The following is a 12,195-nucleotide window of genomic DNA, read 5'->3' on the forward strand; positions in this document are numbered from 1 at the left end:
GAAAGAAAGGCTGCAGCCGCGCCATCTGCGCCTCCGTCAGCCAGAAAAGGTTGCTCATCGCTCAGTCTCCTTACGGAGGCTGAATCACGCCACAGACGCAAGATCAATGGGTCCTGACCCTAGCAAGCGTAAGGTCTGTGACACCCTACAAGACCCTGCCCCGTCAGATTTGCCCAAAGCAAATCTGACCGCGCCCGACCCGCCCCCCGGGGGCGGGCGCGATATATCGCTCCCACCCCCGCGTGCCGGTCGCGGTCTTTACACCCCGGCGCCACCCTTCCCCACTGTCATCCCCGCGCAGGCGGGGATCCATGACTTCCCGCCGCAACTGGATCCCCGCCTGCGCGGGGATGACAGACAGCGCGTATGTCGGGCTTCAGACCGACTCCCCCGCCAACCCAAGCCCCCGACACTTGCATTCCCTCCCCCCGCCCCCCACCTTTGCCCTACAGGCTCCGTCCCCGCGCAAGCGGTGCGCCCCTGATGCCGCGCGCTGACGCCCGTCAGCCTCGGGCGGCAGCCTCCTCCGGGCAGACAAGGAACACTCCGATGTCCAAGGACAGAAGCAAAGGCAACAAAGAGGCGAAGAAGCCCAAGAAGGAAGTCCCCAAGGTGCTGGCCACCGCGAATTCGGGGATGAACAAGGACGGCGCGGTCATCGCGGGCAAGAAGATCAAATAGCCCGCGCGGGTGGTGCGACGTAGGTCGGGCTTCAGACCGACTCCACCCCAAAAATCATCCTTTCCCAAACCTTACCGCCCACGACCAACCCCTTGCCCCCAAAGGACAATCCCGGATTGTCCACCGTGGACACTTGCCGCATCCGACCCCCGCCCCATATCCCACCCCATGCGGACATTGGCCCTCCTCCTCTGCCTCGCCACCCCCCTCCAGGCCCAGGAGGTGGACCTCGAACTCGTCCTCCTCGCCGACGCCTCGGGGTCGATCACCCAACAGGAAATCGACTTCCAGCGGGAAAGCACCGCCACCGCCATCACCGACCCCGCCGTGATCGAGGCGATCCAGAATACCCTCACCGGCTCCATTGCCGTCACCTACGTGGAATGGGCCGCCAACCAGGCCACCGTCGTCGACTGGACCGTGATCGACAGCCCCGAGACAGCCGAGGCCTTTGCGGCCGCCCTCCTCGGCCCGCCCCGCCTCGCCACCGGCCGGAACGCCATCGGCAACGCCCTTCTGGAAGGCAAGCGGGTGATCGAGGCCAACCAGATCACCTCCCTCCGCCAGGTCATCGACTTCTCCGGCGACTCGACCGGCAACTTCTCGGGCGCCTCCATCGAGGATGCCCGGCAGGAAGTCCTCGCCGCCGGCATCGTCATCAACGGCCTCCCCATCCTCGACGGCGGCCCGGACGACCCGCTCCTTCAGGAATACGAGGCCCGCATCATCGGCGGCCCCGGCGCCTTCGCGATCCCCGCCCTGGGGCGCGAGGAGTTCGTCACCGCCCTGCGCCGCAAGCTGATCCTGGAGATCGCGGGCACGCCCCTCGGCCAAGCAACCACCACCGCCGCGCCCTGACCTTGCCTGCGAAGGCCCGACCCGCTAGGAAACCCGGGTCCCTTTCGGCAAAGGCCCAAACATGCGTCTCTCCCGCTACTTCCTCCCCGTCCTCAAGGAAAACCCCGCCGAGGCGCAGATCGTCAGCCACCGCTACATGCTGCGGGCCGGCATGATCAAGCAGCAGGCGGCGGGCATCTATTCCTGGCTGCCGCTGGGCTTCAAGGTCCTGAAGCGGATCGAGGAGATCGTCCACCAGGAACAGATCCGCGCCGGGCACATTCCGCTCCTCATGCCCACCCTGCAGCCCGCCGACCTCTGGCGCGAATCCGGCCGCTATGACGACTACGGCCAGGAAATGCTGCGGATCAAGGACCGGCAAGAGCGCGAGATGCTCTACGGCCCCACCAACGAGGAGATGATCACCGACATCTTCCGGAGCCACGTGAACAGCTACAAGGACCTGCCGCTGACGCTTTACCACATCCAGTGGAAGTTCCGCGACGAGATGCGGCCGCGGTTCGGGGTGATGCGGGGGCGCGAGTTCCTGATGAAGGACGGCTACAACTTCGACGTCGACCGGGATGCCGCGCTGCATGCCTACAACCGCCACATGGTCAGCTACCTGCGGACCTATGAACGCATGGGCCTGACCGCGATCCCGATGCGGGCAGCGTCCGGCCCCATCGGCGGCGACAACACGCATGAATTCCTGGTGCTGGCGCAAACCGGCGAAAGCGAGGTCTTCTACGACGACCGCGTGACCCAGCTGAAGCTTGGCCAGCGGGACATCGACTACGACAACCGCGCCCAGGTGGCGGATGTATGCAAGGAGTTCACCACCCTCTACGCCCGCACGGACGAGACGCATGACGCGGCGATCTTCGCCCAGGTGCCGGAGGCGCACCGCAAGGTCGGGCGGGGGATTGAAGTCGGGCAGATCTTCTACTTCGGCACCAAGTATTCGGCGTCCATGGGGGCCGAGGTGACCACCGCCGAGGGCACCAAGGTCCCGGTGGAAATGGGTTCGCACGGGATCGGCGTCTCCCGCCTGCTTGGCGCGATCATCGAGGCCAGCCACGACGACAAGGGGATAATCTGGCCGGAAGGCGTCACGCCCTTCCCGGTCGGGATCGTGAACCTGAAGCAGGGCGACGCTGCGGCGGATGCGGCCTGTGAAGGCCTCTACAAAGCCCTTCAGGCCAAGGGGCTTGAGGCCCTCTACGACGACCGCGATGAACGCGCCGGGGCGAAGTTCGCCACGATGGACCTGATCGGCCTGCCCTGGCGGATCACCGTCGGCCCGCGGGGCCTCGCGAACGGGGTCGTGGAACTCACCTCGCGCCGCACCGGTGAGTCCGAAGAGGTCTCTCCCGAAGCCGCCGTCGACCGGATCGCCCAGATATACGCCGGTATCTGACCTGCCGCGCCGGCCCCCTGCATCCGTCAGGGGGCCGGTCTGGTCTTGTGGTACATCTCGCACAAGACGGCGACGGCCAGGACCGTGGAAAGAAAATAGATCGTGGTTCCGACCGCCGCAAAAGCCAGATGGACCAAGCTATCGTCGGGTATGTTTCGCAGCAGCTGATTGCCTGTGACGACCAGCACGAACGTCCCCGTCCCCACCAGCCCTGGGCCAAGGACCAGCTTCAGCACCGTCTCTGTCCCTGCGCGCAAGCCTTGGGTCAAACGATAGCTTCTGTCCTGCAAAACCGTCGCAGGCAGCGCGGTTCCAAACAGCCCAAGGATCACAAGATACAGGGTCCAGTACCCGAACCCTGGCATGGTGTCTCCAGCCACGGTGTATAACCATACGGCAAACAGGCCGATCGTCACGACATACAGAACCATGCTGACGACAAGAAACTGCCCGAACTTGAACGGCGGGGCAGCACTTGGCGCCGGCTGCCGACGGAAGCGGAGGGGTTCACCGAACAGGAAGTGCCGGTGGAAAGCATAGGCGATGATGGTCAGGGCGACAAAATCCAACGCCAGACGCATCCAGGCCGCCTGAAGAAACCAGTTTGCACTCTCGATCAGGACGGCAAAGACCAGAAGCGTGGGAAGCGAGGCCAGGAAGAAGTTCATGGACTCGCGATAAATCTTGACCATGAAACACCCCGGACTGTCCGCCCAGCCTGCGTCGGACAACCTCGGCGTGTCAATTGGTGCCTGCAGGGAACTTTCGCGGCCAAACTGGCTTCCTTTTGCGGCGGGTACTGGACCCGCTTTCTTCTTGACCTTTCCCTTCCCGCGGTCACCTTCACCACCGCCCCCATATTCAGGAGATCATCATGGACTATCGCCGCCTCGGAAAATCGGGCCTCAAGGTCAGCGAGTTCTCCTTCGGCTCCTGGGTCACCTTCGCCAAGCAGGTCGACCTGCGCCCCGCCAAGGAGCTGCTGACCGCAGCCTACGACGCCGGGATCAACTTCTTCGACAACGCCGAGGGCTATGAGGCCGGGCGGTCGGAGCTGGTCATGGGCCAGGCGATCCAGGAGCTTGGCTGGTCGCGCGACAGCTATATCGTCTCGTCCAAGGTGTTCTGGGGCGGGGAAAGGCCCACCCAGCGGGGGCTTTCGGCCAAGCACGTGACCGAGGCCTGCCATGCGGCGCTGAAGCGCCTTCGGGTCGATCATCTGGACCTCTACTTCTGCCACCGCCCCGACATCGACACTCCGATCGAGGAAACCGTGCGGGCGATGCACAACCTGATCGTCCAAGGCAAGGTCCTGTACTGGGGCACTTCGGAATGGTCCGGCCAGCAGATCACCGAGGCGCATCTGGTGGCACGCCGCGACGGGCTGACGCCCCCGACGATGGAGCAGCCGCAGTACAACCTCTTCGAACGCGACAAGGTCGAACGCGACTATGCGCCGATCTATGACATCTACGGGCTGGGGACGACGATCTGGTCGCCACTGGCCTCGGGGTTGCTCACGGGCAAGTACAACGACGGCATCCCGCAGGACAGCCGGGCGGCGCTTCCGGGTTACGAATGGCTGCGCGACATCATCGCCGGGCCAAAGGGGCGGCGTCGGGTCGAACAGGTCAAGGCACTGGCCAAGATCGCCGAGGGCGCCGGGATGCCGATCCATCACCTCGCGCTTCTCTGGTGCGTGGCGAACCCTCGGGTGTCGACGGTGATCCTGGGGGCCTCGCGGCTGGAGCAGTTGCACGACAACCTCACGGCGCTGGACCTCAAGGCAAAGCTGACGCCAGACGTCATGGCCGCCATCGAGGAGGTGGTGCAGAACAAGCCCGAGGCGCCACAGCGGTTCTGAACTCACATCCGGACGACCAGATTGCCGGGCTTGTGGAAGCTTTCCGCGATGCCGTGGGCGCGCGCGAGGTCCGCAAAGGGTAGGACCGGGCCGACCACCGGGGTATAGCCGCCCGCCTGGTGGATCTCGACCAGGCGTCGCATCGAGGCAAGGTCCTCCATGTTCGTGCCGACGATGATCCGCCTCCCGCCCCGCCGGGGCCGCAGGCTGGCCCCCAGCATCTGCCACAGGTCGGCGGTGATCTGGACGTAGCGGCCCCCGGGGGCCATCAACTCGCGCGCGCCCACCCAGCCAAGTTTGCCCATCACATCGAGGATGACGTCATGGGGCCCGGGTGGCGGCCCGACGCGGTAATCCGCCACCTCTGCCGCCCCAAGGCTGCGGGCCAGCGCGAAATTGGCCGGGGACGCCGTGGCACTGACGTTTGCCCCAATGTGCCGCCCGATCTGTACCGCCGCACCACCGACCGCACCGGTTGCGCCGCAGACCAGAAGCCGCTCGCCCGCCGCAAGCTTCGCGCGGTCGATCAGGAAATGGGTCGCCGTCAGCCCGCCAAAGAAGAAGGCGGCCCCCTCCTCGAAACTCAGCGTCTCGGGCAGGGGCAGCAATGGGCCATCCGCGCGGATCACCAGATACTCCCGGTGCGAGCCGCCCTTGAAGCCGGTCAGGCCAAAGACCCTCTGCCCCGGAGCGAACCCGGTCACCCCGGCGCCCAATTCGGCAATCTCGCCCGAAAAGGCCCAGCCCGGGGCCACCCGGGGCCTGCGCCAGCCGATGGCCAGCCGCAGCATCAGCTGCAACCCGCGCGGCACCCTGCCGGATCGCAGCCGGGCGTCCCCGGCAGAGACCGGTGCTGCGTGGACACGGATCAGCAGCTCACCCGGGGCCGGAGCGGGGATCGGCGTTTCGGTGAAGGCAATCGTGTCGGGGCCGCCGTAGGCGGTGTAGCGGGCGATCTTCATGCGGGTCTCCGGGGGGCAACTCGGGTCGGTTGGCGAACAATGACCTCGGCCGCAGCGATGGTCAGGACCCACCAGCCGACGAAAACCAGGTCCATCGGCAGGCCGGTCAACTCGGAACCGGTGATCAGTCCAATTGGCAAGAGGGGGATCCAGACCGTCCCCGACCCCATGCCGATGGCATAGGCGCGGATCGCCCAGGCGCGGTGGCGGGGCAGGTCCCGATCAAGGATCGCCGTCAGGCCGAGGGCGAGAGACACAAGCAGCGCCAGGCCGAAGACACCCCGGGCCAGGGCGAGAAGGTCGGTGCTTTGCAGCTGCACCTGAGCCAGAAGCGACAGGCCGGACAGGCCCAGCACCGCCCCAGAGATCCCGAAGACGCGTCCCGACAGGCGGTGCAACGTGCCGAACCTTCGCTGCAGGGCAAGCGCGAACTGCAGGGGGCCGGTAATCCCGAAGGCCACCCCGGCCAGGGCATGGGCAACCCAGGAAACGGGGGCCACAGCCAGGCGGGCACTTTCGGCCGGGTAGCTGCCCACTAGGACCTCGACAACGCGGATCAGCGCGACAAGGACGGGTATGGCGCTGCAGACGGCCAGCCCGAGCACAAGCGGGATCGGCCTTTGAAACAGGCGAACCATGGCAGACATGCGGTAGTGCATCAGGACCTCGCTTGGGAGTGCTGTCGGGCGCGACCAGTCTTCGGATGCCCTGGTCATGCCGACACCCGTTCGGCCGGGCGCGCCATGCGGTGGATGACCAGCTCTCCCGCAGTGATGGACATCAGCCACGAGCCGACGAACAGCAGGTCCGCGCCAAGGCCCATCGGCGGCCGACCGGTCACGAGGTAGATCGGGAAGAACACCAGCCCGACCACCCCCAGCCCCATGCCGACCGCATAGGACCGGATCATCCAGGCCCGGTGGCGCGGGATGTCACGCTCGCGGATCGCGCCCATCGCCAGTGCCAGCGCCGCCAGAAGCGCCAGGCCGAACACCCCGCGGGCGATATCGGCGACAGGCGTGGCGACCGAAGTCACCTGCATCAGAAGCGACAGCCCCGACAGGCCCAGCGCCGCCCCCGCGACGACGAAAATCCGCCCCGTCACCCGATGCAGGTGTCCAAAGCGGTGGCGCAGCGCCCGGACGAACTGCACAGGCCCGGTGATCCCGAAGGCGACCCCGGCCAGGACATGGGCAAACCAGGCGATCGGCGCGACAGCCAATCTGGCGCTGTCCGCCGGATAGGTCCCGGTCGGGATCTGGATCACCTGGACCAGGGCGTTCAGGACAGGAATGGCGGTCAGGAAGGCCAGCACCAGGACAAGCGGGGTCGGCCGCGACAGAAGGCGGAACATGAACGTGTCTCCGAAGGGAAAAGGGTCAGTCGTCGTGGTAGGTGAAGACCTCGTCGAGGCCGACGCCGAAGGTGCGGGCGATGCGGAAGGCAAGCTCCAGCGTCGGAAAGTACTTGCCGTTCTCGATGGCAAGGATCGTCTGCCGCGTGACGCCCACGCGGTCGGCCAGGTCCTTCTGCGTCATCTCGCCCGCGTCAAAGCGCAGGCGACGGATGCGGTTCTCGATGCGGCCGGGGGGCGGCATGGCCTAGGCTCCGCGCCGGTAGAGCCAGATCTTCAACCCGTCCTTGAAGAATTCGGACAGCATGCACAGCGCGAGGACCAGGTTCATGGCCCGGAATGCACTGGCCCCCAGCGCCACGTCGACGATTACACCCAGAAGCCCGAAGGACAGGAGGTACCAGGCCCAGATCAGCGCGCGGCGGTCGATGTCGCGGTCGCGCTCATCGCGGCGGTCGTCGGGCTTTTCCCCGGTCACGGCCGCGTAGAGGATGTGAAACCCGATGGCGACCAGGATGGCGATGCCGATTGACCAGGCCACCAGCACCAGCACCGACCGCGCCCAGGTCTGCAAGGCGTCCGGCCCGTCGAACAGCCCGGCCTCGGCCAGCCCGGTCATCCGCCACAGAAACAGCACCAGCACGATCAGCATCGTGATGAGGCCCATCACAGCCTCGCGTTCACCCATTGACATCGGAACTCCTCCTGTCTGGCTGAACAGGTATAGGGGTGCAGACATTGTGTAAAGGATTCTTTACCTAATGTCTGGCTTTCCATACCCAAGACGCAGGATTGACCCGGGTGCCCAGCCTGCCTAGCCTGCGGCCAAACAGCGGAGGCGCGGCATGGCAAAGGCACTGGTCACCTGGGGCGGATGGGAAGGGCATGAGCCCGAGAAGGTCGGCCCGATGTTCGCCGGTTGGCTGCGCGAGGCGGGGATGGAGGTGCGGCTCACCGACAGCCTCGCCTGTTTCGACGACGCGGATGCGGTCAAGGGGTATGACCTGATCGTGCCGGTCTGGACCATGTCGAAGATCGAGAAGCAACAGGCCCTGAACGCCTGCGCCGCCGTTGCCGCGGGGACCGGAATCGCGGGCTGCCACGGCGGCATGTGCGACGCCTTTCGCGAGAATGTGGACTGGCAGTTCATGACCGGCGCGCAATGGGTGGCGCATCCGGGGAACGACGGGGTGGAGTACGGGGTGCGCATCACCTCCACCGATCCGCTGGTGAACGGAGTGCCGGACTTCACCGTGAAGACCGAACAGTATTACCTGCACGTCGATCCGGCTGTGAAGGTGCATGCGGTCTGCGACTTCCCGCTGGTCGAGGGGCCGCACAGCGTCAACGGACCCGTCGCGATGCCGGTCGTCTTCACCAAGGGCTACGGCAAGGGCCGGGTCTACTACAACGCGCTGGGCCACCAGAAGAACGTGATCGACCAGGGCCCGGCGGCCGAACTGATGCGGCGCGGGCTTCTCTGGGCCGCGCGGAAGGGCTGACCCCGCGTCACCTCTGGCAAAGGTGACTTGCAATGTGGCAGGTCCCGGTCATCCTTTTGCAACAGTTCCCTGCAAGATTTGTTCCATGACCCTGCCCGCCCACCATTACCGGACGCTGAAGCGCGACCTGTCGCTGGCCGAGCTTTTGGCCGATGGCATCGTCCACGCCCTGGCGCTGCTGGCCGGGCTGATCGCCTTTCCGCTCCTATTGTTCCATGGGCTGACCACGGCGGATGCGGGGACCTTCGCGGCGCTGACCGTCTATGCTGCCGGGTTCTTCCTGATGTGGGGCTTTTCGCTGGCCTACAACATGACCCCGCCCTCGGCGCTGAAGTGGCTTTTGCGCCGGTTCGACCATTCGATGATCTACGTGATGATCGCCGGGACCTATACCGCCGTCATCCCGCATCTCGACAGCCCGGCCTGGGCCTGGACCCTGGGCGCGGTGGTCTGGACGGGTGCCGCGCTGGGGATCGCGGTCAAGGTGGCACTCCCGGGCCGCTATGACCGGCTGGCGATCCTGGCCTATGTGATGCTGGGCTGGGTCGGCGTCATTGCCGCCGGGCCGGTGATCGCCGCGCTGCCCACCGCTTCGCTCTGGCTCCTGGTTGCGGGCGGGGTGACCTATGTCGCGGGCGTCGGCTTCTATGTCTGGGAACGCCTGCAGTTCCAGAACGCGATCTGGCACGGCTTTGTTGCCGTAGCCGCAGGCCTGCACTTCGCCGCCATCGCCATCGCTGTCGCCTGACCGGTTTCGTCCACGGCAGGTCTTGACTTGCGCGTCCCGGCACGGTGGTCTGCCCCGTGATGCGTCCCCATGACAACCGAGCCTGGTTCCTGATCGCCCCCGCCGTGCTCCTGTTGCTGCTGGTGGGCGGGCTGCCGCTTTTGGCGGTGATAAACTACGGCTTCCACGACATCTTCACGCTGTCGGACGTGCATTGGGTCGGCGTCCAGTGGTTCGCCGACATCCTGGGCTCGGACCGCTTCCTCGCCTCGCTGGGGCGGAGCCTTCTCTTCTCCACCCTCGCGCTGGCGATCCAGGTGCCGCTGGGGATCGCGGTGGCGCTGCTGCTCATGACCTGCGGCCGGCGAGCGGTCTGGGGGCTGATGCTGGTCGCCCTGCCGCTGGTCGTGCCCTGGAACATGATTCCGATGTTCTGGCTCGGGCTGATCCAGCCGCAGACCGGGATCCTCGGCCCCAGCCTTGCCGCCATCGGCTTTGACTGGAAGTTCACCGGCTGGCACACCTGGGCGCTGATCCTGGCGGTCGACACCTGGCACTGGCTGGGCCTTGTCGTCGTCCTGGCCTATGCGGGCCTCTCGGCCATCCCGCCCGCCTACCGCCAGGCCGCCGCCATCGACGGGGCCACCCGCTGGGCCGTCTTCCGCCATATCGAGCTGCCCCGCATCACCGGGGTCCTGGCCATCGTCTTCCTTTTGCGCTTCGTCGACAGCTTCATGATCTACACCGAGGCCTTCGCGATCAACGCCGGCGGCCCGAACGACGCGACCCGCTTCCTGACGCTGGAGCTGGGCGAGGAGATCAAGGGTTTCTCCTACGGCCAGGCCGCCGCCCGCGCGACGCTCTACTTCCTGATCGTCCTCGCCGTCGTCTGGGCCTTCGTCGCCGCCACAAGGGAGCGCGAGGCATGATCCGCGCGCTCGCCCTGCTGGCGCTCGCCACCTTCATCCTCTTGCCGCTGGTGCAGGCAATCCTTCTGTCCTTCACCGCGACCCTGCCAACCGACACGGTGGCCGAGGGCACAGTGGGCCTGATGAACTACCGTGCCGTCCTTGCCACGCCAGAGCTTCAGGCGGCGATGGTCAACTCGCTGATCTATGTCAGCCTGAACGTCGCGCTCTGCATCGCGATCGCGCTGCCCGCCGCCTATGCGCTGGCCCGAACACGCTTTTCCGGGGATCGGCACTTCCTGATGGCGATCCTCGTCTTCCGGGTCACCCCGCCCGTTGTCCTGTCGCTGCCGATCTTCATCCTGTTCAGCCAGTTCGGCCTGGTGAACTCGCCTGTCGGGATCGCTCTGGTGCATTGCCTCTTCAACCTGCCGGTGGCGATCTGGATCCTGGAAAGCTTCATCCGCGCTGTCCCGCGCGAGTTTGACGAGACCGCCTTCCTCGACGGCCATTCCGGCACGTCCTTCTTCCTCCGCCACCTGATCCCGCAGATTGCGCCCGGCATCGGCGTCGCGGCCTTCTTCTGCTTCATCTTCTCCTGGGTCGAGGTCGTCTTCGCCCGCATCCTGACGGTGACCGGGGGTAAACCCATCACCATGGCGATCCAGGCGATGTTTTCCTTCCAGACCGACATCGGGATGGTCATGGCGATGACCTGCCTGTCGCTGGTGCCGGGGGTGGCGATGATCTGGTTCGTCCGGAACCACCTCGCGCGGGGGTTCACGCTTCGGGCGTGATGCCCTGGCCCAGCAGGTCCTCGACAAAGAACGCCGCGAACTGGGCGCGGCCTGAGACACCTGCCTTGGAATAGATCCGCGTCAGCTGCGCCCGGACCGTGCCCTGCGCGGCACCGCGCAGCTCGGCGATTTCGGCGACGTCGAGGCCCTTCAGCGCCAGAAGGCCCACGTCACGCTCCGCCGGGGTCAGGGCCCAGGCGGTGAACTGGCCTTCGATCACATCGGACAGCGCGCCCTGTGCCACGGCAAGTGCCTGGTCCTGCGCCCGCAGAAGCTCAATCGTGCGGCGCAGCGCGAAGGCGCCGAAGATGATGCCCAGGACCAGGGCCGCGGTCACCACCGCCTCGAAGATGAAGTGCATCGAGGTCGGGTCCTCGCGCAGGTCGCCGATCACGTCGCCCACGAAGAACACCGTCCCCAGGGACTGGATCACCAGAAAGACCGACAGGGCGACTGTCTGGCGCCGCCCTGCGGTCCGGATGTCCGGCGTCGTGCTCATCTGCTGCGCCGCGTGTCACCCAGCAGCATGGGTTTCACCAGGTTCCGGCGCATCGCGCGGCCTTCGACGATCACACCCGCGATATGCAGCACTGCTAGGAACAACAACAGGTTGGCAGCCACTTCATGCACCTCCTCGGCCGTGTGGCGCAGGCTCTTGTCCTCGTCCGAGGATTCGCCTTCGCTGTCAGCGATCAAAGCAGACCAGTCGCCGGATGCAACCGCCGCCTTCTGATCTGCCACCTGCATCGGTGTCGCGCCGCCGGTCAGGTAAAGTCCCGTTGCGGTCACCACCGCCAGCGTGGCCCAGAAGGCATAGGCCATCAGCGCACCGGCCGGATTGTGCGAGGGGTAGTGCCGCACCCGGCCCGTCCCCAGCTGGCGCAGATGGCGGAACGCGGTGACGGGGTTGGGGGGGAAGGCCGAAAACCGGGCCTCGGCCGGGCCAAGCACCCCCCAGACCAGCCGCAACACCAGAAGCGCCATCACGATCCAGCCGACCGACACGTGCAGAAGGCTGCCACCTTCATCGAGAACGGCGTTCCACAGGACGGATACCGCGATCCCCCAATGCGTCAGGCGCACCACGGGGTCCCACAGGCTGGGCGGAGCTTCGGTTGCGGCGAGGGTCCGGGGGGCAGCCAT

The 12,195-nt window shown here is 66.2% G+C and carries 16 protein-coding genes; 8 read left to right on the forward strand and 8 right to left on the reverse strand.

What is annotated here, in order from left to right:
• The first annotated feature begins 549 nt into the window (after positions 1-549).
• The 3 genes from AC2EAL_RS06620 to proS all read left to right on the forward strand — a co-directional run bounded on the left by AC2EAL_RS06620 (position 550) and on the right by proS (position 2,938).
• Complete coding sequence (locus AC2EAL_RS06620; RefSeq protein ID WP_484723410.1) at positions 550-681, forward strand: hypothetical protein; 132 nt, start codon at positions 550-552, stop codon at positions 679-681.
• A gap of 168 nt (positions 682-849) precedes the next feature.
• The gene (locus tag AC2EAL_RS06625) at positions 850-1,539 is read left to right on the forward strand and encodes a DUF1194 domain-containing protein (RefSeq protein ID WP_484723411.1); all 690 of its coding nucleotides are present in this window, start codon (positions 850-852) and stop codon (positions 1,537-1,539) included.
• A 61-nt stretch (positions 1,540-1,600) separates the two neighbouring features.
• The gene (gene proS, locus AC2EAL_RS06630) at positions 1,601-2,938 is read left to right on the forward strand and encodes a proline--tRNA ligase (protein ID WP_484723412.1); all 1,338 of its coding nucleotides are present in this window, start codon (positions 1,601-1,603) and stop codon (positions 2,936-2,938) included.
• A gap of 26 nt (positions 2,939-2,964) precedes the next feature.
• Here proS and AC2EAL_RS06635 read toward each other — a convergent pair whose 3' ends face one another.
• Complete coding sequence (locus AC2EAL_RS06635) at positions 2,965-3,630, reverse strand: hypothetical protein (RefSeq protein ID WP_484723413.1); 666 nt, start codon at positions 3,628-3,630, stop codon at positions 2,965-2,967.
• Positions 3,631-3,812: 182 nt separating this feature from the next.
• Between AC2EAL_RS06635 and AC2EAL_RS06640 the strand changes: the two genes are divergently transcribed.
• A complete protein-coding gene (locus AC2EAL_RS06640) occupies positions 3,813-4,802 on the forward strand; it encodes a potassium channel beta subunit family protein (RefSeq protein ID WP_484723414.1) in 990 nt (329 codons plus the stop codon).
• A 2-nt stretch (positions 4,803-4,804) separates the two neighbouring features.
• On the opposite strand, the gene AC2EAL_RS06645 is transcribed toward AC2EAL_RS06640, so the two are convergent.
• The 5 genes from AC2EAL_RS06645 to AC2EAL_RS06665 are packed head-to-tail and all read right to left on the reverse strand — an operon-like array spanning position 4,805 to position 7,812.
• Positions 4,805-5,764, reverse strand: coding sequence for an NAD(P)-dependent alcohol dehydrogenase (locus tag AC2EAL_RS06645; RefSeq protein WP_484723415.1), 960 nt, complete (start codon positions 5,762-5,764; stop codon positions 4,805-4,807).
• Positions 5,761-6,480 carry a DUF2306 domain-containing protein gene (locus tag AC2EAL_RS06650; protein WP_484723416.1) on the reverse strand — a complete coding sequence of 240 codons (720 nt, stop codon included), beginning with the start codon at positions 6,478-6,480 and terminating at the stop codon, positions 5,761-5,763. The genes AC2EAL_RS06645 and AC2EAL_RS06650 overlap by 4 nt, the downstream gene beginning before the upstream one ends.
• On the reverse strand, positions 6,477-7,118 hold the full coding sequence (locus tag AC2EAL_RS06655) for a DUF2306 domain-containing protein (RefSeq protein ID WP_484723417.1): 642 nt from the start codon (positions 7,116-7,118) through the stop codon (positions 6,477-6,479). Before AC2EAL_RS06655 ends, AC2EAL_RS06650 begins: the two co-directional genes overlap by 4 nt.
• 25 nt (positions 7,119-7,143) lie before the next feature.
• Complete coding sequence (locus tag AC2EAL_RS06660) at positions 7,144-7,362, reverse strand: helix-turn-helix transcriptional regulator (protein ID WP_484723418.1); 219 nt, start codon at positions 7,360-7,362, stop codon at positions 7,144-7,146.
• A 3-nt stretch (positions 7,363-7,365) separates the two neighbouring features.
• A complete protein-coding gene (locus AC2EAL_RS06665; RefSeq protein WP_484723419.1) occupies positions 7,366-7,812 on the reverse strand; it encodes a hypothetical protein in 447 nt (148 codons plus the stop codon).
• Positions 7,813-7,963: 151 nt separating this feature from the next.
• Between AC2EAL_RS06665 and AC2EAL_RS06670 the strand changes: the two genes are divergently transcribed.
• The 4 genes from AC2EAL_RS06670 to AC2EAL_RS06685 all read left to right on the forward strand — a co-directional run bounded on the left by AC2EAL_RS06670 (position 7,964) and on the right by AC2EAL_RS06685 (position 11,052).
• Positions 7,964-8,620 carry a ThuA domain-containing protein gene (locus AC2EAL_RS06670; RefSeq protein WP_484723420.1) on the forward strand — a complete coding sequence of 219 codons (657 nt, stop codon included), beginning with the start codon at positions 7,964-7,966 and terminating at the stop codon, positions 8,618-8,620.
• An 85-nt stretch (positions 8,621-8,705) separates the two neighbouring features.
• Positions 8,706-9,368, forward strand: coding sequence for a PAQR family membrane homeostasis protein TrhA (trhA, locus tag AC2EAL_RS06675; protein WP_484723421.1), 663 nt, complete (start codon positions 8,706-8,708; stop codon positions 9,366-9,368).
• Between the two features lie 59 nt (positions 9,369-9,427).
• Positions 9,428-10,276, forward strand: coding sequence for a carbohydrate ABC transporter permease (locus AC2EAL_RS06680; RefSeq protein WP_484723422.1), 849 nt, complete (start codon positions 9,428-9,430; stop codon positions 10,274-10,276).
• Positions 10,273-11,052: a carbohydrate ABC transporter permease gene (locus AC2EAL_RS06685; protein WP_484723423.1), complete on the forward strand. Its 780-nt coding sequence runs from the start codon at positions 10,273-10,275 to the stop codon at positions 11,050-11,052. Before AC2EAL_RS06680 ends, AC2EAL_RS06685 begins: the two co-directional genes overlap by 4 nt.
• Here AC2EAL_RS06685 and AC2EAL_RS06690 read toward each other — a convergent pair.
• Together AC2EAL_RS06690 and AC2EAL_RS06695 are read right to left on the reverse strand one after the other, a co-directional pair.
• Positions 11,036-11,551: a helix-turn-helix transcriptional regulator gene (locus tag AC2EAL_RS06690; RefSeq protein WP_484723424.1), complete on the reverse strand. Its 516-nt coding sequence runs from the start codon at positions 11,549-11,551 to the stop codon at positions 11,036-11,038. The genes AC2EAL_RS06685 and AC2EAL_RS06690 overlap by 17 nt on opposite strands.
• Positions 11,548-12,195 (reverse strand): cytochrome b/b6 domain-containing protein, encoded by a 648-nt coding sequence (locus AC2EAL_RS06695; protein WP_484723425.1) that lies wholly within the window; start codon positions 12,193-12,195, stop codon positions 11,548-11,550. Before AC2EAL_RS06695 ends, AC2EAL_RS06690 begins: the two co-directional genes overlap by 4 nt.

This window comes from Tabrizicola sp. T74 (genome assembly GCF_057219935.1).

What these genes read in the sequence shown, in the direction of transcription:
- AC2EAL_RS06620 (WP_484723410.1), top strand. Translation starts at nt 550, where the DNA reads ATGTCCAAGGACAGAAGCAAAGGCAACAAAGAGGCGAAGAAGCCCAAG.
- AC2EAL_RS06625 (WP_484723411.1), top strand. Translation starts at nt 850, where the DNA reads ATGCGGACATTGGCCCTCCTCCTCTGCCTCGCCACCCCCCTCCAGGCC.
- proS (WP_484723412.1), top strand. Translation starts at nt 1,601, where the DNA reads ATGCGTCTCTCCCGCTACTTCCTCCCCGTCCTCAAGGAAAACCCCGCC.
- AC2EAL_RS06635 (WP_484723413.1), bottom strand. Translation starts at nt 3,630, where the DNA reads ATGGTCAAGATTTATCGCGAGTCCATGAACTTCTTCCTGGCCTCGCTT.
- AC2EAL_RS06640 (WP_484723414.1), top strand. Translation starts at nt 3,813, where the DNA reads ATGGACTATCGCCGCCTCGGAAAATCGGGCCTCAAGGTCAGCGAGTTC.
- AC2EAL_RS06645 (WP_484723415.1), bottom strand. Translation starts at nt 5,764, where the DNA reads ATGAAGATCGCCCGCTACACCGCCTACGGCGGCCCCGACACGATTGCC.
- AC2EAL_RS06650 (WP_484723416.1), bottom strand. Translation starts at nt 6,480, where the DNA reads ATGACCAGGGCATCCGAAGACTGGTCGCGCCCGACAGCACTCCCAAGC.
- AC2EAL_RS06655 (WP_484723417.1), bottom strand. Translation starts at nt 7,118, where the DNA reads ATGTTCCGCCTTCTGTCGCGGCCGACCCCGCTTGTCCTGGTGCTGGCC.
- AC2EAL_RS06660 (WP_484723418.1), bottom strand. Translation starts at nt 7,362, where the DNA reads ATGCCGCCCCCCGGCCGCATCGAGAACCGCATCCGTCGCCTGCGCTTT.
- AC2EAL_RS06665 (WP_484723419.1), bottom strand. Translation starts at nt 7,812, where the DNA reads ATGTCAATGGGTGAACGCGAGGCTGTGATGGGCCTCATCACGATGCTG.
- AC2EAL_RS06670 (WP_484723420.1), top strand. Translation starts at nt 7,964, where the DNA reads ATGGCAAAGGCACTGGTCACCTGGGGCGGATGGGAAGGGCATGAGCCC.
- trhA (WP_484723421.1), top strand. Translation starts at nt 8,706, where the DNA reads ATGACCCTGCCCGCCCACCATTACCGGACGCTGAAGCGCGACCTGTCG.
- AC2EAL_RS06680 (WP_484723422.1), top strand. Translation starts at nt 9,428, where the DNA reads ATGCGTCCCCATGACAACCGAGCCTGGTTCCTGATCGCCCCCGCCGTG.
- AC2EAL_RS06685 (WP_484723423.1), top strand. Translation starts at nt 10,273, where the DNA reads ATGATCCGCGCGCTCGCCCTGCTGGCGCTCGCCACCTTCATCCTCTTG.
- AC2EAL_RS06690 (WP_484723424.1), bottom strand. Translation starts at nt 11,551, where the DNA reads ATGAGCACGACGCCGGACATCCGGACCGCAGGGCGGCGCCAGACAGTC.
- AC2EAL_RS06695 (WP_484723425.1), bottom strand. Translation starts at nt 12,195, where the DNA reads ATGGCTGCCCCCCGGACCCTCGCCGCAACCGAAGCTCCGCCCAGCCTG.